17 protein-coding genes are annotated in these 19,723 nt (G+C 36.6%); 12 read left to right on the top strand and 5 right to left on the bottom strand.

What is annotated here, in order from left to right; translation table 11 throughout:
• The first annotated feature begins 55 nt into the window (after positions 1–55).
• From ACQ76T_RS20880 to ACQ76T_RS20870, 3 genes are read left to right on the top strand one after another with little or no spacing between them, the layout of a single operon-like run.
• Complete coding sequence (locus tag ACQ76T_RS20880) at positions 56–466, top strand: Rrf2 family transcriptional regulator (RefSeq protein ID WP_431345161.1); 411 nt, start codon at positions 56–58, stop codon at positions 464–466.
• A 60-nt stretch (positions 467–526) separates the two neighbouring features.
• Positions 527–1,180 (top strand): NAD(P)-dependent oxidoreductase, encoded by a 654-nt coding sequence (locus tag ACQ76T_RS20875; RefSeq protein ID WP_431345160.1) that lies wholly within the window; start codon positions 527–529, stop codon positions 1,178–1,180.
• Between the two features lie 15 nt (positions 1,181–1,195).
• The gene (locus ACQ76T_RS20870) at positions 1,196–2,371 is read left to right on the top strand and encodes a MoaF-related domain-containing protein (protein WP_431345159.1); all 1,176 of its coding nucleotides are present in this window, start codon (positions 1,196–1,198) and stop codon (positions 2,369–2,371) included.
• 49 nt (positions 2,372–2,420) lie between these two features.
• On the opposite strand, the gene ACQ76T_RS20865 is transcribed toward ACQ76T_RS20870, so the two are convergent.
• A complete protein-coding gene (locus tag ACQ76T_RS20865) occupies positions 2,421–3,452 on the bottom strand; it encodes a M23 family metallopeptidase (protein WP_431345158.1) in 1,032 nt (343 codons plus the stop codon).
• A 702-nt stretch (positions 3,453–4,154) separates the two neighbouring features.
• Between ACQ76T_RS20865 and ACQ76T_RS20860 the strand changes: the two genes are divergently transcribed.
• Positions 4,155–5,708 carry a T9SS type A sorting domain-containing protein gene (locus ACQ76T_RS20860; protein ID WP_431345157.1) on the top strand — a complete coding sequence of 518 codons (1,554 nt, stop codon included), beginning with the start codon at positions 4,155–4,157 and terminating at the stop codon, positions 5,706–5,708.
• Positions 5,709–6,004: 296 nt separating this feature from the next.
• Positions 6,005–7,045, top strand: a complete 1,041-nt coding sequence (locus ACQ76T_RS20855; protein WP_431345156.1) for an NAD(P)H-dependent glycerol-3-phosphate dehydrogenase — start codon at positions 6,005–6,007, stop codon at positions 7,043–7,045.
• 97 nt (positions 7,046–7,142) lie between these two features.
• On the opposite strand, the gene ACQ76T_RS20850 is transcribed toward ACQ76T_RS20855, so the two are convergent.
• The 3 genes from ACQ76T_RS20850 to ACQ76T_RS20840 are packed head-to-tail and all read right to left on the bottom strand — an operon-like array spanning position 7,143 to position 9,871.
• A complete protein-coding gene (locus ACQ76T_RS20850) occupies positions 7,143–7,919 on the bottom strand; it encodes a hypothetical protein (protein ID WP_431345155.1) in 777 nt (258 codons plus the stop codon).
• A gap of 11 nt (positions 7,920–7,930) precedes the next feature.
• Positions 7,931–8,752 carry a hypothetical protein gene (locus tag ACQ76T_RS20845; RefSeq protein ID WP_431345154.1) on the bottom strand — a complete coding sequence of 274 codons (822 nt, stop codon included), beginning with the start codon at positions 8,750–8,752 and terminating at the stop codon, positions 7,931–7,933.
• Positions 8,753–8,764: 12 nt separating this feature from the next.
• Positions 8,765–9,871 carry a hypothetical protein gene (locus ACQ76T_RS20840; RefSeq protein ID WP_431345153.1) on the bottom strand — a complete coding sequence of 369 codons (1,107 nt, stop codon included), beginning with the start codon at positions 9,869–9,871 and terminating at the stop codon, positions 8,765–8,767.
• Between the two features lie 521 nt (positions 9,872–10,392).
• Here ACQ76T_RS20840 and mqo point away from each other — a divergent pair.
• From mqo to ACQ76T_RS20825, 3 genes are all read left to right on the top strand, one after another.
• Entirely contained in the window at positions 10,393–11,898 is a 1,506-nt protein-coding gene (gene mqo, locus ACQ76T_RS20835; RefSeq protein WP_431345152.1) for a malate dehydrogenase (quinone), read from the top strand.
• Between the two features lie 72 nt (positions 11,899–11,970).
• Positions 11,971–12,372, top strand: a complete 402-nt coding sequence (locus ACQ76T_RS20830; protein WP_422694856.1) for a hypothetical protein — start codon at positions 11,971–11,973, stop codon at positions 12,370–12,372.
• 4 nt (positions 12,373–12,376) lie between these two features.
• Complete coding sequence (locus ACQ76T_RS20825) at positions 12,377–13,246, top strand: AadS family aminoglycoside 6-adenylyltransferase (RefSeq protein ID WP_431345151.1); 870 nt, start codon at positions 12,377–12,379, stop codon at positions 13,244–13,246.
• On the opposite strand, the gene ACQ76T_RS20820 is transcribed toward ACQ76T_RS20825, so the two are convergent.
• Entirely contained in the window at positions 13,243–14,823 is a 1,581-nt protein-coding gene (locus ACQ76T_RS20820; RefSeq protein WP_431345150.1) for a GMC family oxidoreductase N-terminal domain-containing protein, read from the bottom strand. The genes ACQ76T_RS20825 and ACQ76T_RS20820 overlap by 4 nt on opposite strands.
• A 132-nt stretch (positions 14,824–14,955) precedes the next feature.
• Here ACQ76T_RS20820 and ACQ76T_RS20815 point away from each other — a divergent pair, with 132 nt between their 5' ends.
• The 4 genes from ACQ76T_RS20815 (at position 14,956) to ACQ76T_RS20800 (ending at position 19,710) form a co-directional block, all read left to right on the top strand.
• Positions 14,956–15,573: a DUF1684 domain-containing protein gene (locus tag ACQ76T_RS20815; RefSeq protein WP_431345149.1), complete on the top strand. Its 618-nt coding sequence runs from the start codon at positions 14,956–14,958 to the stop codon at positions 15,571–15,573.
• Between the two features lie 2 nt (positions 15,574–15,575).
• Positions 15,576–16,049 (top strand): GNAT family N-acetyltransferase, encoded by a 474-nt coding sequence (locus ACQ76T_RS20810; RefSeq protein ID WP_431345148.1) that lies wholly within the window; start codon positions 15,576–15,578, stop codon positions 16,047–16,049.
• Positions 16,050–16,120: 71 nt separating this feature from the next.
• Positions 16,121–16,930, top strand: a complete 810-nt coding sequence (locus tag ACQ76T_RS20805) for a glucose 1-dehydrogenase (RefSeq protein WP_431345147.1) — start codon at positions 16,121–16,123, stop codon at positions 16,928–16,930.
• Positions 16,931–17,031: 101 nt separating this feature from the next.
• Positions 17,032–19,710 carry an MGH1-like glycoside hydrolase domain-containing protein gene (locus ACQ76T_RS20800; RefSeq protein ID WP_431345146.1) on the top strand — a complete coding sequence of 893 codons (2,679 nt, stop codon included), beginning with the start codon at positions 17,032–17,034 and terminating at the stop codon, positions 19,708–19,710.
• Positions 19,711–19,723: the final 13 nt, after the last annotated feature.

Raw genomic sequence — 19,723 nt, 5'->3', positions numbered from 1 at the left:
TTGTAATAAAATTTGTTACATTTGAAAAAATGTTTACCTTTGCAATGTAATTACAATGAATAATACAAGATTTGCTACGGCAGTACATATAATGACATTATTGGCGAAAAGCCCGCAGGATTGGCTCACTTCAGAGTGGGTAGCCGGTAGTATCAATGTAAACCCGGTGATTGTACGAAAGGAGATCAGCGTGTTGAGAGAAGCAGGCCTTATCATCAGCAGACAGGGAAAAGAAGGAGGAAGTCATCTTGCAAAAGATGCTGAAATGATCACAATATCTGAGATCTATAAAGCTGTGAAAAATACGGAAGTATTAGGCAAAAAGAACCAAAATCCTAATCCTGCATGTAGTGTTGGTAAAGAAATCAATATTCATTTAAATACATTATTTGAAGAAACAGATCAATTGGTAGTTAACTTTTTAGGAGATAAGTCGTTGAAAGAATTCGTCGATCAGTTCGAATAAAATTTTTTAGCTATAATTGTAACAAAACTTATTACAATTTAATTTTAAAAATAAAATATTATGAAAAAAGTAGCAGTAATTGGCGCAACAGGATTTGTAGGAGTACACATCGTAAACGAATTAAAAGAAAGAGGATATGCAGTAGAAGCTTTGGTAAGAGATGCTTCAAAGGTAGAAACACAGGACAACGTAACGGCTAAAAGTGTTGATGTAAATAATGTGAATGAATTAGCAGAAGCATTAAAAGGAAGTGATGCGGTTATCAGTGCATTCAACGCTGGATGGACGAACCCAAATCTTTACAATGATTTCCTTAATGGATCTGAAAACATCGAGAAAGCGACAGAAGAAGCAGGCGTAAAAAGACTGATTGTAGTAGGTGGAGCAGGAAGCCTTTATACACCGGACAACGTACAGATCGTAGATACACCGGATTTCCCTGAAGCTTACAAACCAGGTGCAACAGCAGCAAGAGATTATCTGAACAAAATCAAAGAAAATAACACATTGGATTGGACTTTCTTCAGCCCTGCTATTGAAATGAACCAGGCTAATGTAGGAGAAAGAACAGGAAAATACAGAACATCATTAGAAACTCCTGTATTTGACGAAAACGGAAGAAGTCGCCTATCTGTAGAAGATGTAGCGGTAGCTTTAGTGGACGAATTGGAACAAAACAACCACATCCGCGAACGTTTTACAGCAGCTTACTAATTTAAAAGAGCAAAGATGTTAAAAAAGAAATTATTATCATTGGCTTCCCTGTTGGGATTCATGAGTCTTTTATGGGCGGGAAACCTTACCGTAAAAGTTTATAATCCTGGTTCGAAAGCTATATTTTCGGTCACTTCAACCATTATTTACGGGGATAAAGATGCGATACTTGTCGACGCTCAATTTCAGAAACAATATGCAGAACAGCTGGTTAAAGAAATAAAAGCTACAGGTAAAAATCTTACAACCGTTTTTATTTCCCACAGCGATCCTGATTTTTATTTTGGACTGGATGTCATCAAAAAAGCGTTTCCAAAGGCTAGAATTATTTCAACGGCTCAAACGGCCTATCTTATCGCTGCATCAAAAGATGACAAATTAGGAGTTTGGAAACCACAACTGAAAGATGATGCTCCTTCGGAAGTCATTATCCCGGAAGCTACAACTACAATCCCTAGCCTTGAAGGAAACACCATAGAAATAAAACAGAATATGGATGATCCGGCTCACAGTTTTCTTTGGATTCCTTCCATCAAGACCATTGTAGGAGGAATTTCAGTGTCTACAGATTCACATCTTTGGATGGCCGACACTCAGAATTTGAAAGCAATTGATCAATGGATAGGACAGATTGATCGTATGAAGTCTTTAAAACCGCAACAGGTGATTCCTTCCCATTTTGCAAAGCAGTCACTGTCTCCTCAATCTCTGGATTTTGTTAAAAATTATCTTGAAGATTACAAAAAGGCAGTAACAGAAAACAAAGCAACTTCTTCTATAGTAGAATCTATGGTTAAGAAATATCCTGATATTCCGGGAAAAGAAGAACTTGAAATGGGAGTGAAAGTATTTCTTGGAGAAATGGATTGGGATTTAAGATCACCGTATCCGGCAATTGGAAGAAAAGTGGAGGTTGAGTTTGGTTCGGTAAAATTTATTTTAGATTTTAAAGATAACAAAACAATGACTTTCATTGGAGCGGCCGGAAGTTCTAAGAATACAACCGATACAGTAGAATATACTGCTGTAGAAGTAGCTAAAAATGTTTTTATGGTATATTGGCATGAACCTCATCTGGGTTTCAATGTCTCTCAAATCCAGGATTACAACAAAAATATAGTGTATTCTAATATTGCAGACTCAAAAGGAACATTCACCCACCGAAAAGGGACTCTCACCATTGTAAAATAGAATTTCTTTTCAAAAATAAAAAGGCCACCTGATTGAGGTGGCCTTTGTTTTATAGATTCATAAACAATCTCGGATTTACCGGTGTATTGTTTTTATGTACTTCATAATGAAGGTGAGGTCCTGTAGAACGTCCGGAGTTTCCGGATTTTGCAATAACCTGTCCTACCTTTACTTTATCATTCATTTTCGAAACAAGCTGAGATAAATGTCCGTAAAGAGTAGCTAAGCCATTACCGTGAGATACAATTACGCAATTTCCATAACCGCCTTTCTGTCCTGAAAAGATAACCGTTCCTGCTGCTGCGGCTCTTACATCAGAACCGAAAGCAACTGCGATATCCAGTCCTTTATGAAACTGCATTTGATCTGCTTCGGCAGGGGGATTATTTTTCTCAACCGGAGCTGTTTTGGCTGTGCTGTTTACAGCAACTGTTTTCGACGAAGTATTGGCAGCCGGTGCTGAAGCTACTGGTGCTGCTTTTGGAGTTACCATTACTTTTACTTCTCTTTTATTTCCATAGCTGTCAGTAAGTTCAATTATTTTTTCAACAGGCTCTGCTTTTACTTCAGGTTTTGGAGACGCTGCCGCCACAGATTTGGATTCGGTTGCCGTATTTGTTTTTACCGAAGCATACACTGTTTTAAACGGAATAGGATTTTTTCTAATTCCAAAATTAGAAGAAATATAACCGTCGGTAGGCATTCCCAATGGAACCTGCATCAGTTTTTTCTGAAGATCCATCAGGTATTGGCTGTATCGGTTGGCTTGTTTGGAAAGATAAATAGAATTGGAAATGCTGTCCTGATCAAGCATCATCAGTTTTTCATTGGTAATATCCTTAGATTTAAGGAAAGAATTCAGCTGACCTACAGTCTGATCTACCAATGTGAGGTCTGTTTTCATTTTTAAATAATCTACACTGTCTTTCTCAGTGTTTATTTTTACAAGGTTTACTTCATATGTTTTGTCATCTCTTTCAGAAAAGAGTTTGGCAATCAATACACCCTGTGCAAAAACTACTAGTAAAAGCCCTCCGAGGAGAATGTTTACGTTCTTCTTGCTGTTTAGAAATTTTTTCATATTTCTTTTTTTAGTATTAAACAAAACGGTATAAGTCTGCAAAATTAAATAAAAAAATAATTTTAGTGTTATTTTGATAACATTTCTAATGTTATCTACTCATTTTACTTAATTTTCTTTACAGATATTGAATGTTATTTAATTCATTGAGTATTTCTTATGATTAACGGCTAATATTCATTTTTAGTCTTCATAAACAAATTTTTCAGAGCTTTTTTCTGATCTTCAGTTTGAATAAAACTGACAAATCATTTATATACCTTCAGACAACATATTTTCTAGCATTATGAAAAAGTATGCTGATTTTTCATTCCGGCTGGATAGATTTGCGGGCTATTAAGAAAAGATACTGATACGTGAATCTTGTGGACGGCAGGCATTACAAACTTTTTTACAAAATGAGGACGTAAAAACATATTTGCTTTGAAGGATTCGGATAGGTTCTATCCAATTGTATTCATTTCTGGAGTTTATATTATAACATAAAAGGTATTGAAATTTTCTATGTATAAATACAAAAATATAAAAAGCAAGATTTAAAGGATATTTTTATAAAATTTGTATTTATGATAGTTGTGTTTTTATTGAATGAATTATACAACAGTATTTTATTTTTCTATGTTTTTACACTGTGAATAGCATTCGCCTTTATTTATTTTTATTTATTCTAAATATAACTAAATTTACAATTAAAATGAATCAATGAAAAAAAATTTTATAACCTTTATAATGAGCATAATGCTTGTTGGTTTTTTTAAAGCTCAGCCAAATTCCTGTAGTGCAGTGAATGTTCCTTACGTTGTACCTCTTGACTCAGCCATACCTCCACTTTTACCAGAATGTACTTCTGTAATTAATTATGGAAGCGGAAATATTTGGAAAACAGTAAGTTTTAATGGCAATGGTTTTTCGGGCAATATCTTAAGGTATCAGTATAATCCGGCAAACCCTGCCAATACATGGTTTTTTTCCCGAGGAATCAATCTTGCAGGAGGTACTAAGTATAGAATCAAGTATAAGTTTGGAAATTCCGGAATTTCCTATCCTGAAAAATTAAAAGTAGCTTATGGTATTTCGGCCTCTGAATCCGGAATGCTTTATACGCTGGCAGACCATCCTAATATAACGAATAGTATAGCGGTTACTAATTCTGTAGATTTTACTCCTGTAAGCAATGGAATTTATTATTTAGGATTTAAAGCCTATTCCGACGCAAATATGAACAGACTGGAACTGGATGATATCAGTATTACCGTAGCGCCATTATGTGATGAACCTTTGAATGTACTTGTCAGCAATATAGGTAGTACTACAGCCTCCATACAATGGGCAGCTCCGGTTTCGTCCCCCGTAAATGGTTATGAATATTATGTTTCTGACAATAATACTTCTCCTGGTACTGCAACAATACCTACAGGTGCTGTTAATCAGTCTTCGGCTAATTTATCAAATTTAAATCCAGGAGTGAAATATTATGTATGGGTAAGGTCAGTATGTTCAACAACAGAAAAAAGTATATGGACTCCGGTTACGAATTTCCTTACTGAGTGTACAGAAGTTTCGTTTTTTAAGGAGAATTTTGACTCCACTCCGATGTATAGTTTACCTGGTTGCTGGAAGAATCTGGGAGCGAGTAACTATGCTGGAGTACTGCCGCAATCAGTGGGGACTTCTCCAAATTCTTTGTATATCAGTACATTTCTTCCATCTACAGGGTTTATATCCTTACCTCCTGTAAATACTTTACAGTTGGGAACACATCGTTTAAAATTTAAGGTAAGAGCTGATGTAACTTCTGGAGGAACTATAGAGATCGGGTATTTGGATAGTTCTAATCATTTTAATGTACTTACGACCTATACGTCTTCAAGTACCACTGTTATTAATGATTTTTTGTTCGCGATACCAGTGTTGCCTACAGGAGTAAATAAACTTGCAATAAAACATACTGGAAACCCATCATATAGTATTCTTATTGACGATATAATTTATGAAGAATCAACTTCGTTAGCGGTCAAAGATGCTGAAACAAAACAGTTCAGTATATATCCTAATCCGTTTAAAAATGTATTGAATATTGATCATAATAAAAATATAAGGTCTATTCATATCTATGATGTATCAGGAAAGGTAGTAAAAATTCTCAAAAATCCATCTTCAGTTTTGAATTTGGAAGAACTGAGCGCAGGGAAGTATATTTTTGTTATAGAAAATGATAAAGAGCAAAAGATTATAAATATGATTAAGCAACAATAATAGTTTTCTTTTATATGGATTGAGACTGCCTGAAAAGCAGTCTTTTTTTTGCAGTTCACTCTGATGAAATAACGGTGAATTACCATTTAGCTGCTGAAAAATAATTTTACATTTTATAGAAGATATCCATTATACACGAAATAATTGTAATCAATAGTTTTTTTAACTTTATTATTTTCTTATTGAATATTTAGTTGTCTGAAAATGTTAATTTTATCTAAAATTTAGTTTTATCATATCGGTAAAGGACCTTCCCCAATCTTTGTTTTAATATCTTTGCAGTTCACATTCCAATTATGGCTAAAAAGAAAACAATTTCAGAATCTTCAAATCCCAAAAAGACTAAAAAGGATGTTTCTGTAGGAGTAGTAGGAAGCGGAAGTTTTGCAACCGCTATTGTAAAAATGCTTGTTGAAAACTGTAAAGTAGTACACTGGTGTGTAAGAAGTGAGTTTGTAAAGGGAGCTATTGAGCTTCGCGGACATAATCCTAATTATCTTACAGCCGCACATTTTAATCTTAAAAGCTTAAAGCTTACCACAGATATTAATGAACTGGTTACTGCCTGTGACGTAATTGTTTTAGCAACTCCTTCCATCTACCTTTCTGACACGCTGGATAAAATGATCTGCAATTACTCAGATAAGATTTTTGTTTCTGCAATTAAAGGAATTATTCCTAGAGTGAACGATGTGGTCGCTCATTATCTGCGCGATGAATTTAAAATCGGTTTCAGAAATCAGGCCGTTATAGCCGGCCCATGCCACGCTGAAGAAGTAGCAATGGAGAGACTTTCTTATCTTACTATTGCAACGGTGGAAGATGAAACAGCAGAAAAACTGGAAGGAATCTTCAGTTCAGATTTTATTAAGGTTCAGACAAGTAAAGATATTCTGGGTAATGAATACAGTGCAATACTTAAAAATATTTTTGCCATTGGAGCAGGAATCGCAAGTGGATTAGGGTATGGAGATAACTTTACCGCAGTTTTTGTATCCAATGCTATCCGAGAAATGGAAGCCTTTCTGGAAGCTATTTATGAAGCACCGAGAGACGTAAATGAAAGTGCTTATCTGGGAGACCTTTTGGTAACCGCTTATTCTCTTTTCTCAAGAAACAGAAACCTGGGGAATCTTATTGGAAAAGGATATACTGTAAAATCTGCAATTCAGTCTATGAACATGGTAGCTGAAGGATATTATGCGGCAGATTCTATCTATAAAACAGCGAAACAGAAAAACCTTAAATTACCAATTATAGATACGGTATATGCCATTCTGTATGAAGGAAAAAATGCGGAGAAACAGTTTAAAAAGCTAACCGCAAAATTGAATTAAAAAGCAAAAATATCAGTGGCTTGCTACGCCATACTCTTATCAATAAGGCTATCCCGAATATGAGATAGCCTTTATTTTTATGTTTTTGTTTACATGTTTATTGCCCCATTTTAGTAATCACAAGTGCTAATGAAGATCTTACATTCAGGTTACTGGCAGTAAATCCGTTTCCTGTGTCAAACTCAAATTTCTGACGAATGGTTGTAGGAGCTGTCAATGTAATAAAATATGTCCCTTGGAAAAAGGTAAAAGAACTTGATAACTGACACATGCTGTTGGTTTCACTAATCGTTGTATTGCTTGACGCATTGATCAGATAAGATCTTGTACATGTGAAGTTTTGAGAAAGGTATTGGGTATTAGCAGTTCCGGTATTGTTACTGCCACCGGTGCTGTCCACAGAATATCTCACAATATAAGTTCCTGCAGGTAATGTAATTGTTGATTTATCTGATCCTAATGATGCACCTGTAATTTTATTAGAAGCAACAACAAAATTGGTTAAAGTATTATTCGTACTTCCTGTAGGGATCAGTATATTAGGGCCAATAGTCAGCGACATAGCCTGAGGCTCGTCTCCGGAAAGAATAGCACGTTGCCATTGATCACGTATCCATACATAATATCCCTTAGGAAATGTGGAAGCTCCTCCTTTGTTGTAGATCATCAATCCGTCTGCAGGATTAGCAATAGGAGTTGAAGTACTGTTCAGGACAGTAAGGTCATACTGAGGGAAAAGGACTCCTTTATTAGAAGAGTTAATATCAAGAACACTGCTTGTATTGGGGGTATTTGTATTAATACCAACTTGGGCTTTAATTTTGGAGCCAAACAAGAAAGTAATCATACAAACAATATAAATAGACGTTTTCATTGTAATACGGATTATTGGTTAAGGGCTGATCTCTGGATGTCGACTTTTGCATTGGTAACAATTATTTCTCCATTGTTAGGACTCGTACCTCCGGAGTTGAGCTGATAAGTTCCTCCTGCATCATGCGCAATAGACGGAACCAGCGTAATAGGAGTAGATGATGTCGCAACAAAAGAAAAACTCAGGTTTAAAGTATGGGTCTTATTACTTGCTATAGACTGCGCATTGATACTGATGGTTTTGCCATACTGCGTTCCGCTTACAGGATCTACAAGTCTTACAAGGTATTGGTGAAGATGAAGAGGAGTTCCTCCAATTCCTGCAGATGTACTTTCAAGAGTTGTTTTAATATTCAGACATACATTTATCAGATAACCGCTGTTTCCCGGAAGTGTAATTCCTCCCGTACCACTGTTGTATGAAGCTCCAATATCGTTAGACAGAACAGTAAATGCGGCGTCCGTAAAGTTTTTATAGGTTCCGTTCGCCAGATTACCCAGAACAGCATAATCTGTTGTTCGTTGTAAGATCATATAGCTTACCAAATTGTAGGTATCTGCCACTTGAGTCCATCGATTGTTTTTCCAAATATACACACCAGGGCTGATTGAATTTCCTTTATTATAAACTACAAGGCCTTCTGTAGGATTATTTACCGGAGAAGTATTGTTGAGTATATCTATAATATCTACTCTAGGAAGAAGAACCCCTTTATTGTTAGATCCGGATACTTCTAAAACGGCAGATGGAGTTACCGTTGTTTTTCCAATTGCTACCTGTGCATATGTTATCTGAGCTATAATTAATAATAGCAAGATATAACTTCTTTTCATATGTTGTTGTTTTTAAAGTTGGGATATTTTTATATAAGATCCTGTTGGGATTACATTCACAAGATCGTAGAAAGTACTGTTTTGCATTCTGCCTAACCGCAATCTTAATCCGCCAATAATATTAGCGTTAGCGTCAGGAGGTACAGTGTAGTAATATGACCATGTTGCCAGGTGGTTGGTATTTACCTTGGATATAATAGGAACCTCTTTTCTGGTATTGGCACCTCCTGTAAAAGTATTGGTAGAGTTATTATAAATATCATTTGTGAAATCTATGAAATACCCCATCAGGTAATAGGTACTTCCTGTAAGAGGTGCTGTACCTCCCTGTCCTGGAGGATTTTCCTGTGGAGAATTTAAATTGAGATTCACTTCTACCAGATAATTTCCCTGTGGTAAAACCAAAGAATAACCTCCTAAAGACGTATTCTGAACTACCTTGAAACCATTAATGTTAGAGACACCGGAAATTGCCGGAGGATTAACAAGTAAAAGAGTATTGGCTCCTGCCACTGCATTATCCAGCGCAGACAGAGAACCGGTAAAATCCAGATACGCTACTTTGGGCGTATTTTCAGCATCAATAGAACTTTGCCATTGGTTGGTTGTTGAATTGAAGAAATATAATGTTTTGTTATTACTGTTGGCACCTCCATTAAAGCCAATTAAACCATTGGCAGGTGAAACTACCGGTGTGGTTGTACTGTTTACATTGGCGATATTAAGATTGGGAAATAAAAGGCCCTTATTACCCCCTGAAATTGTAATGGTAGGTGCTGTTGTATAGCCACTTCCCCCATTATTGATGGTAATTCCGGTTACAACACCATTGGTTAATGTTGCCGTGGCACGGGCTTTTATGCCTCCATTGACAATAGATCCGCCTCCGTAAAAGTTGATTGTCGGAACAGTTTTATAACCACTTCCTCCATTATTAATGATGATTCCGGTTACAGCACCTCCCGATATGCTGGCTGTAGCAGTAGCAGGAACTCCATTGAAGTTTTCGATGTGCAGAATAGCACTCTGGTCCGGTGTGGACGTGTTTATTCCTACACTTCCGCTTTGGGCAAAGGCCAATGTAGCGAAAAGTGTACTAACGAAGTTAATAATTTTCATCTGTAATATGTTTATGAAATAATTTTAATTAAATTTCTGTGTTATATGTAATATTTTAATTGAAAGTTACGTAAAAAAAACATTTATTTTGTGGTTTTTTATCTAGAAATATATCTATAAAGTTGGTTTTTTATCAATGAAAAGTGAATTTAAATGATTATTATTTATTTTTTTTCACTGTGTATTGATTAATAATGTAGGCATAAATACTTATAGTTAAAGCAATCTGATTCGTAAACTTAAATTAACTTAAAAATTCATAAAATATAAAGGCTAAACATTGCTTTGATTACTTCTCACTTGGTGAATTAAAATTTAAGGTAATTTTAATATTTTGTTCACTTTTTTGTAATTAATCTTTCAATTATCAATCGTTTCAATGAAAAACCATTGATATTTTCCATTGCTTTTTGTTGCCAGCTAAAGAAGTGCTTTTTCATCAAAAATTAACGTGTTAAAATCGGTAAACGCACTCTGATTTTTAAAACTTTTCCCGAAATTTGAGGTAAAATTTTAAAATTATGTCACAATCGCTTACAAGCAGAACACCGAAACCCAAATATGACGTTGTACTGATAGGAGGCGGAATCATGAGCGCTACTTTAGCAACACTGCTTCATGAATTTGATCCCAATCTAGAAATCGCAATCTTTGAGAGACTTGGAAGATTTGCCAAAGAAAGTACAGCAGCATGGAACAATGCCGGAACAGGCCACTCCGCTTTTTGTGAGCTAAACTATACGCCTGAAAAACCAGATGGAACAATTGATATCAAAAAAGCAGAAAGCATTGCTGAGCAGTTTGAGGTTTCAAAACAGTTCTGGTCTTACCTTGTCTCTAAAGGGTATATTCAGGATCCTAAAGATTTTATCAATTCATGCCCGCATATGAGCCTTGTATTCGGAGAAAAAGATGCCGAATATCTTAAAAAGCGCCATGATAAAATGACAGAATCTGCTCTTTTCGAGGGAATGGAATTTTCTACAGACCACGAGAAGTTGAAAGAATGGATTCCATTGGTAATGAGCAAGAGAAATAAAAGCGAAGTAATGGCGGCAACGAAGATGGATATGGGGACAGATGTGAACTTCGGAACATTAACCAGAAAAATGGGAAGACACCTGCTTGAAGATTCTAATGTAGATGTGTTTTTATATCATGAAGTAAAAGATATCAACCCGAGAAGCAACGGGAAGTGGGAGATGAAAGTGAAAGACAGAATCCACAGCCACAAACAGCAAGTAGTTGCGGACTTTGTATTCATTGGAGCAGGAGGATATGCACTTCCGTTATTAGACAGTTCAGATATTAAAGAAAGTGCGGGATATGGAGGTTTCCCTGTTTCCGGACAGTGGTTGGTAACCCATAATCAGGAATTGGTAGAAAAACACCAGGCTAAAGTCTATACACAGGCTACTGTAGATGCGCCGCCTATGTCTGTTCCTCACCTGGATCTTAGAATTATCGATGGGGAAAAAGCACTTCTTTTTGGTCCTTTTGCAGGATTCTCTACAAAATTTCTGAAAGAAGGAAGCTATCTTGATCTTCCTGAAAGTGTAAATACGAAAAACCTGAAATCATTATTTGGTGCATGGTGGCATAACCTTCCATTAACAAAATATCTTATTCAGCAGGTTGCTATGACGAAATCTCAGAGAATGCAGCATTTGAGAGAGTTCATAAAAGATGCTAAAGAAGAAGACTGGGAACTTAAAGTAGCAGGCCAGAGGGTTCAGATCATTAAAAAAGATGAAAAAGAAGGAGGTAAGCTGGAATTTGGAACCGAAGTAGTGGTAAACAAAGCAGGAACAATAGCTTCATTATTGGGAGCATCACCTGGAGCATCTACCGCGGTATACGCAATGCTGAACGTTCTTGAAAAATGTTTCCCTGAAAAACTGGAAGGAGAATGGAAAGCGAAACTTCTTGAAATGGTTCCTTCTTACGGAAAGAAACTGGCAGAACATCCTGAACTTACGAAAGAAGTAAGAAGTTATACCAAAGAAAAATTAGAATTAGAATATTAAAACCAATCATGAGCAATGGATAATAGCAGTACAAAAGCAGTATCCATTGCTCATTCTTATTACTTATAGAACGTGGAAGAAGTAGTTGTAAAACCAGTTATCGCAAAAGAACTCCTGGAATCTCTGCAGACTAAAATAGATGAAGAGAAACAGGTGATTGTGCACTGTTGTTTTCCGGCATCCCCATTTTTAGGAAACCTCATCAGAATCTGGCATTCAACATATTTGTTTGATAATCAGTCTGAACATCGAAGCAAGATGATTCATGCTGAGAATATTTCAATTTCACCGTATTGGACGCCGGTTCCTTTTATGAAGGACTTTTGGTTTACTCTTATATTTTCAGGATTGCCAAAAGACTGTAAAAGTTTTGACCTGAAAGAAGTGATTCCCGAAGAAGGAGGCTTCTTTGTAGAATCTATTAAAAGAAATTCCTCCGATGTTTATCGGGTAAAAATATCAGAATCTTATTAATACCATGAAGGTAAGAGAAGAAAAATTACAACACATTATTCGCTGGGCGGAAAGCAATCCGGATATTCGTGCTGTTCTTCTCACCAGTTCATTGGTTAATCCTTATGCTCCTGTAGATGATTTCAGTGATCTTGATATAGAGCTGGTTTTTGAACACAGGAAAGCGTACGAGGATAATAACCAATGGGTAAAATTTTTTGGAGTTCCTATTTCCATGATCGAAGAAAAGGATGAGGTTTTTGAGGGAAAACATGCGATGAAGATGGTGCTGTATAAAGATCATGTGAAGATTGATTTTAAACTTTACAGCGTTACGGAATTTGTTAAAGAAACAAAAGCTGATCCACTGCCTGGGGATTGGGATGTGGGGTATCAGGTTTTGCTGGATAAAGATGACCTTACAAAGGACATGAAGCTTCCTACCTATGAATCGGTCATGATTCAGAAACCTACAGAAAAACAATTTCACCAGCTTATTAATGATTTCTGGTGGGATACTACCTATGTTGCCAAATGCCTCAAACGGGGTGATATTTTTTATGCAAAATTTATGTCTGAAAACATACTTCGGACAGATTACCTGGTTCCTTTAATAGAATGGTATATTGCAAATTCTCATGATTGGAGTAATATAACGACCAATAAACACGGAAGACTCTTTAAAAAACATCTTTCTGCAGAACTATGGAGTAGAGTAGAAGCTACATTTTCCGGAAGTGATATTGAAGAAAACTGGACTGCATTGTTAGCTTTTGGTGATCTTGTTCATGAACTGGGAACTGTTTTAACCCAAAAACTGAATTTTGAATATCCTTTTCAGCTGGAAACAGACATTCGTCATTACCTTACAGAAGTAAAGGACTGCCTTAATTAAGCAAATTCATTCTGATGGATCAGGTTTTCAATACAATATTCTGCAATAGCTGTAATCGTTAGAAACGGATTCACTCCAATAGTTCCGGGAATTAAAGATCCATCCAGTACATAAAGGTTTTCATGATCCTTTAACTTTCCAAATTCATTCGTTGCTTCTCCCAATACACATCCTCCAAGGGGATGATAACAGATATCTGCTCCAAAACCATTATTGAACAGAAAATGACTTCTGGTTCCTCCGTTTGCTTTATTCATTTTCCGGATAAAATATTTGGCATTTTCTTTCATTTTGGAGGTGTGGCTTTCATCCCAGTTCAACCTGATTTTTTGAGTGATTGTGTCATAGCCAACTTCTCCTTTTTTATCCACTCGGTTGATGAGCAGATATAATGCAGTGGCCACATCCATTCCCATTGGTAAAGGAGCAATTTCTGTGAAGAAAGGATGTTCTTTATCTTCCCAGTTGTCAATACCACCCACCGGAATTGTTGATTGTTTTGCTCCCGTTCCGCCTGATAAGGGTTTTACCCAGTTTCTTCCGGTCATAAAATTTCCATTATTCCCCCAATTCTTACCGATTTGTTCATGAACAGGAAAATTGTTAACCGCATTGGAATGCAGCAGCAGTTGTAAAGTTCCCATAGTTCCAGCCGAAAGGATCAGTTTTTTACATGTAAAAACTTTGTCTGCAACAATATGTCCGGAGGTGTCAATGTGTTGAACATTGAGCGTATAACTCTTATCATCATTGAGTTTAATATGATCCACACAATGAAGATCCAGGATTTCAAGATTCCCGGTTTTCATAGCTTTTTTCAGATACGTTTTATCTAAACTGTTTTTACCATAGTTATTTCCATAGATCACTTCAGTATTGAGTGCGGAGCGGGGAACTTCATTCCTGAATTCCTTTTCCATATATTTAAAGTCATATACATTGGGAACCCGCATTGTTTTGAAGCCGGCTTTATGAGCTTCTTCTTCACCAACTCTGGTAAATTTATAATAAGGACATTCTTTTAAAAACTGTTCATCAATAACATTTACTTTAAGTTCTTCCTGTACCAACGGAAAGTAATGGCTGTAAAATTTGTCAGCATCCAGATTTGGGAAAATCTCCCTGAAATAGCTTTCTTTGGGAACCACGGCCATTCCACCATTAACAAGTGAGCCTCCGCCTACTCCTCTTCCTACCCAAATACTGAGATGTTTAAAATCAAGGCGGTCCAGTGTTCCGGTAAAAGGAGTGAGAGAAAATAAATTCATGAAGGGAGCAATACTTTTCTTCCTCAGCCATGCCGCACTTTTCCCTGGTTTCAGAAGGTTAGAGAAGGGAATCCCTGATTTTTCCCAGTTAAGACCCATTTCCAGCATCACCACTTTCTTTCCGGCTTCACAAAGTCGTAAAGCAGAAACGGCACCCCCATATCCACTCCCAATAATAATAACAGGAGCATCTGCAAATTCCTTTTTCCTGTTGACTCTTCGCTCAGAAGCCTGAAAAAGATCTGATTGTAGAAAATAGAAACCTGAGATAGCCAGTACGCTCGTTTTGATGAATTTCTTTCTGTCCATGGGCTTTTATGGTCAAAAAGTATGCTAGAACAATGATAACGTATTGTGTTTACAGCAGATTATGCTTTTTTAGTATAGTTTTAACTTTTCATACGCCAAAAAATTCATAGTTTTACTTATAATTTTAAATTCATGAAAAGATATATTGTGTTGTTTTTAGTTCTTCCCCTGTTTGCTTTTTCTCAGAAGGGGATTTCAAAAGAAGAAAAAGAAGTTCAGAAATTTCAAAAAGAGCTCAATGCAGAATATTTGAATCCAAAGGAAACTCCGTTGAGAGGAGACAATTTTAAAAACTTCAAAAAACATCCCTTCTTTCCTATAGATATGAAATATCGTGTAACGGCCAAATTTGTAAGATCAACCGATACAAAACCCTTTGAGCTTCCAACATCTTCTGGGAAATCAAAAACTTATCAGGAATATGGTAAAGCAACATTCACTTTAGATGGAAAACCTTATACGGTAACTTTATACCAAAGCCTGGCTTTAATTCAGCAGGAAAAGTACAAAGATTATCTTTTTCTTCCGTTTCGCGATGCAACCAATGAAAAAGAAACCTACGGTGGCGGAAAATATATGGATCTGAAAATACCAAAAGGAAATACAATTGTGCTGGATTTTAATAAGTCTTATCATCCTTTTTGCGCCTATAATGCTTACGATTATAATTGCCCTATTGTTCCGGAAGAAAACAAACTTCCTGTGGAAATTCGTGCAGGGGTAATGTATGAAGATGTTTATCACCATTAATAATGGTCAGCCTGGAATTCTTTAAGGCAGAAGATTTTGCCGGTGTGAACTATATTTTAGATGAAACTCAATTGCGCTTCACTGCCAGTGCAGAACAGGCGCTGCGCAATATTCAAAATAGAGACGATACCGATGCTTTTCCAGTGACTATTTTTGAGGATGATAAACCTGCTGGTTTTTTCGTCCTTGACTTTGGACAGGATAAATTGGAACTTACCAAAAATAAAGACGCAGTTTTACTACGCTCACTTTCTGTTAATCCTCAGATGCAGGGCAAAGGAATCGGTAAAAAAGCAATGCAGAAAGTAGATGATTTTGTAAAAGAGAATTTCAAAAACTGTACTGAAATTGTACTAGCCGTGAATCAAAAAAACAATTCTGCTTATCGTATTTATCTTCAGACCGGATATATTGATGAAGGTAAAACCAGAATAGGAAGAAGCGGACCCCAGCATCTCATGTACAAAAAACTTTAATAAAATTTTAAAAGTATAATTTTCTCCGGCTGATTTCTTTCCATAACTTTGAGTAACATCAAATTCAAAATATGGAAATATCACTTCATAATCAGGTAGCTGTCGTTACGGGAGCATCTAGCGGAATAGGCTCAGGAATAGCAAAATCTCTGGCTGCAGCAGGAGCAACAGTTATTGTTAATCATTCCTCAGAACGATCAACAGAAGAAGCAAAAGCTGTACTGAAGGAAATTACAGATGCAGGCGGTAATGGAATAACCTATCAATGTGATGTTTCTAAAGAAGATCAGGTCATCAGAATGTTTCAGGATGTGGTTTCTGAATTTCAGACCGTAGATATTCTTATCAACAACGCTGGAATTCAAAAAGATGCTAAATTTACTGAAATGACACTCGATCAGTGGAATGCTGTAATCGGAGTCAATCTTACAGGGCAGTTTCTCTGTGCCAGAGAAGCAATTAAAGAGTTTCTTCGCCGCGGAATAGATCCTTCACGCTCTATAGCATGTGGAAAGATTATTCATATCAGTTCAGTACACGAGATTATCCCTTGGGCCGGGCATGCCAATTATGCGGCCAGTAAAGGAGCCATAAGAATGCTGATGCAGACCCTTGCACAGGAATATGGAGCAGATAAAATCCGTGTCAACTCCATTTGTCCGGGGGCGATTCAAACTCCCATTAATAAAGATGCATGGAGTACTCCACAAGCCCTCAGTTCTCTTCTCAATCTGATTCCTTACAACAGAATCGGACAACCTCAGGACATCGGAAATATGGCTGCATTTCTGGCCAGTGATCTTGCTGATTATATCAGCGGAACGAGTATTTTCGTTGATGGCGGAATGACTACGTTTGAAAGTTTTTCTACAGGAGGATAAAAGTTTTTAAAATCAAAAGTTTGCGTATTTGAAGGTTAAAATTTTAAAATTTTAGCGTCCAATATACTTTACATTATACAACCATGTAATACGATCTGCTTATGTCAGAAAAAGAAAGAATTTCAGATGTCTCATGGAAAAAATGGGGCCCATATGTAAGTAACCGTGAATGGGGGCTTGTCCGTGAAGATTACAGTGAAAATGGAGATGCCTGGAATTACACCAACCATGATACTGCAGAAGCCAAAACCTATCGCTGGGGCGAAGAAGGAATTGGAGGTATTTGCGATGACTTTCAAAAGCTTGTATTTTCTTTAGGTTTCTGGAACAAAAAGGATAAAATGGTAAAAGAACGTTTCTTTGGGCTTACCAACGGACAGGGAAATCATGGTGAAGATGTAAAGGAATATTTCTATTACCTGGATTCTACGCCTACACATTCTTATATGAAGATGCTGTACAAATATCCTCAAAACTATTTTCCCTATGAAGATCTGATTAAAACGAACGCTGAACGAAATAAAAATGAAGCCGAATATGAGTTGATTGATACCGGAATTTTTGATCAGAACGAATACTTTGATATCTTCATAGAATACAGTAAAGCCGACCAACATGACCTGCTTGTTCGTTTAACGATCGTTAATAAATCCGAAAAAGAAACCTCACTTATTGTTTTACCTACTGTTTGGTTCCGGAATACCTGGAACTGGGGTTATGATGATTATAAACCTAAACTTTTCGCTGAAAAAGAAGACCAGATCATGATACATCACAAAGATCTGGAAATAAAAAATATCTACGCAAAACAGTCTTCAAAAGTTTTGTTCTGCGATAATGAAACCAATAATGAACGGCTTTATCGATCTTCGAATTCATCCATATATTGTAAGGACGGAATTAATCAGCATGTAACTACCGGTAATTCTCAATCTGTAAACCCTGAAAACAAAGGAACAAAAGCTGCTTTTCTTATCGATGAAAACTTTAAAGGAAAAGAATCTAAAGTTTTTGAATTCAGAATTTCAGATAAAGATCTCAAAGAGCCATTTTCTGATTTTGATGATATTTTTAAGCTGAGACATCAGGAAGCTGATGAATTTTATGCTGAGGTTCAGAAAGGAATTGCTTCTGAAGATGAAAAGCTGATACAAAGGCAGGCATTTGCCGGAATGCTTTGGAATAAAATGTATTATCACTACAATGTTGAAAAATGGCTGAAAGGAGATCCCGCAGAGCTGCGACCTCCAAAATCCCGTGAGAAAATAAGGAACTACGACTGGAAGCATCTCAATAACGAGCATATTATTTCTATGCCTGATAAATGGGAATATCCCTGGTATGCGACATGGGATCTTGCATTTCACACCATTAGTTTTTCTCTTATCGATCCCGATTTTGCAAAGCATCAACTTAAGCTTTTCCTCTTTGAATGGTATATGCATCCCAATGGGCAACTCCCTGCCTATGAATGGAATTTGAGCGATGTAAATCCTCCCGTTCATGCCTGGGCAGTTTTCAGAGTTTTCAAAATTGATGAATACTTAAAAGATAAACCCGACCTGGAATTTTTGGAAAGTGCTTTTCAGAAGTTACTTATGAATTTTACCTGGTGGGTCAACAAAAAGGACCTTAATGGAAATAATATTTTTGAAGGTGGTTTTTTAGGACTTGATAATATTGGGGTTTTCGATAGAAATACTCCACTTCCCAACGGCGAACAATTGGAACAATCCGATGGAACAAGCTGGATGGCTATGTTTGCCCTGAATATGATGAGAATTGCTTTAGAATTGGCTCTTTACAATAATGTATACGAAGAAATGGCAATGAAGTTTTTTGAACATTTCCTGGCCATAGCTCATTCCCTGGATAATATGGGAGACGAAAATTTCAGTCTTTGGGATGAAGAAGACGAATTTTTTTACGATGCCATAGCTTCCAGTGACGGAACTCATATGTATCTGAAATTAAGAACAATTGTTGGTTTGATTCCCATGTTTGCCGTGGAGGTCATTGATGATGAAATGATTGAAAACCTTCCCAACTTTAAGAAAAGAATGAAATGGGTATTGGATAATAAGCCTGAATTGGCATCCCTTGTTTCAAGATGGGAAGATAAAGGGCAGGATTCCAAACACCTCTTATCATTACTTCGTGGACACCGCTTAAAAAGATTATTGAGCAGAATGCTGAATCCTGGAGAATTTCTAAGTGAATATGGAGTAAGAGCACTCTCTAAAGAATATGAAAATAAACCTTATACCCTAAACCTTAATGAAACAGACTATTGCGTAAAGTATACGCCTGCCGAAAGTGATAGTGGTCTTTTCGGAGGAAACAGCAATTGGAGAGGGCCGATCTGGTTTCCTATCAATTTCCTGATTGTAGACAGTCTTCAGCGGTTTTTCTTTTATTACAGTCCTGATTTTTTAGTTGAGTACCCTACCGGAAGTGGAAATTACTCCAACCTGGATCAGATTGCTGATTCTTTGAATAAAAGATTAACGAAAATATTCCTGAAAGATGAAAACGGGAAACGTCCCGTGAACGGTCAATATGAAAGATTTCAAACCGATCCGGATTTTAAAGATTATATCCTCTTTTATGAGTATTTCCACGGAGATAATGGGCGTGGAGTAGGAGCTTCACATCAGACAGGATGGACTGGGCTTATTGCAAAAATCTTACAGCCAAGATTTCCCAAAAAAGAAATTGCAGAATCTGAAACTGAAATGCCGGAAAAAGCCAATACAAAAGAAAATAAAAAAAGAAGCTAAAATGTATTCTTCG

The sequence above is a fragment of the Chryseobacterium sp. JK1 genome, from assembly GCF_050632815.1.
GTDB lineage: Bacteria > Bacteroidota > Bacteroidia > Flavobacteriales > Weeksellaceae > Chryseobacterium.
This window is presented reverse-complemented; position numbering and strand designations above follow the sequence as displayed.

Bases quoted from the DNA above. Each gene is read 5' to 3' on its own strand.
- ACQ76T_RS20815 (WP_431345149.1), top strand. From the start codon at position 14,956: ATGAAAAGATATATTGTGTTGTTTTTAGTTCTTCCCCTGTTTGCTTTT.
- ACQ76T_RS20855 (WP_431345156.1), top strand. From the start codon at position 6,005: ATGGCTAAAAAGAAAACAATTTCAGAATCTTCAAATCCCAAAAAGACT.
- ACQ76T_RS20805 (WP_431345147.1), top strand. From the start codon at position 16,121: ATGGAAATATCACTTCATAATCAGGTAGCTGTCGTTACGGGAGCATCT.
- ACQ76T_RS20865 (WP_431345158.1), bottom strand. From the start codon at position 3,452: ATGAAAAAATTTCTAAACAGCAAGAAGAACGTAAACATTCTCCTCGGA.
- ACQ76T_RS20850 (WP_431345155.1), bottom strand. From the start codon at position 7,919: ATGAAAACGTCTATTTATATTGTTTGTATGATTACTTTCTTGTTTGGC.
- ACQ76T_RS20800 (WP_431345146.1), top strand. From the start codon at position 17,032: ATGTCAGAAAAAGAAAGAATTTCAGATGTCTCATGGAAAAAATGGGGC.
- ACQ76T_RS20875 (WP_431345160.1), top strand. From the start codon at position 527: ATGAAAAAAGTAGCAGTAATTGGCGCAACAGGATTTGTAGGAGTACAC.
- mqo (WP_431345152.1), top strand. From the start codon at position 10,393: ATGTCACAATCGCTTACAAGCAGAACACCGAAACCCAAATATGACGTT.
- ACQ76T_RS20845 (WP_431345154.1), bottom strand. From the start codon at position 8,752: ATGAAAAGAAGTTATATCTTGCTATTATTAATTATAGCTCAGATAACA.
- ACQ76T_RS20820 (WP_431345150.1), bottom strand. From the start codon at position 14,823: ATGGACAGAAAGAAATTCATCAAAACGAGCGTACTGGCTATCTCAGGT.
- ACQ76T_RS20860 (WP_431345157.1), top strand. From the start codon at position 4,155: ATGAAAAAAAATTTTATAACCTTTATAATGAGCATAATGCTTGTTGGT.
- ACQ76T_RS20840 (WP_431345153.1), bottom strand. From the start codon at position 9,871: ATGAAAATTATTAACTTCGTTAGTACACTTTTCGCTACATTGGCCTTT.
- ACQ76T_RS20825 (WP_431345151.1), top strand. From the start codon at position 12,377: ATGAAGGTAAGAGAAGAAAAATTACAACACATTATTCGCTGGGCGGAA.
- ACQ76T_RS20870 (WP_431345159.1), top strand. From the start codon at position 1,196: ATGTTAAAAAAGAAATTATTATCATTGGCTTCCCTGTTGGGATTCATG.
- ACQ76T_RS20880 (WP_431345161.1), top strand. From the start codon at position 56: ATGAATAATACAAGATTTGCTACGGCAGTACATATAATGACATTATTG.
- ACQ76T_RS20810 (WP_431345148.1), top strand. From the start codon at position 15,576: ATGGTCAGCCTGGAATTCTTTAAGGCAGAAGATTTTGCCGGTGTGAAC.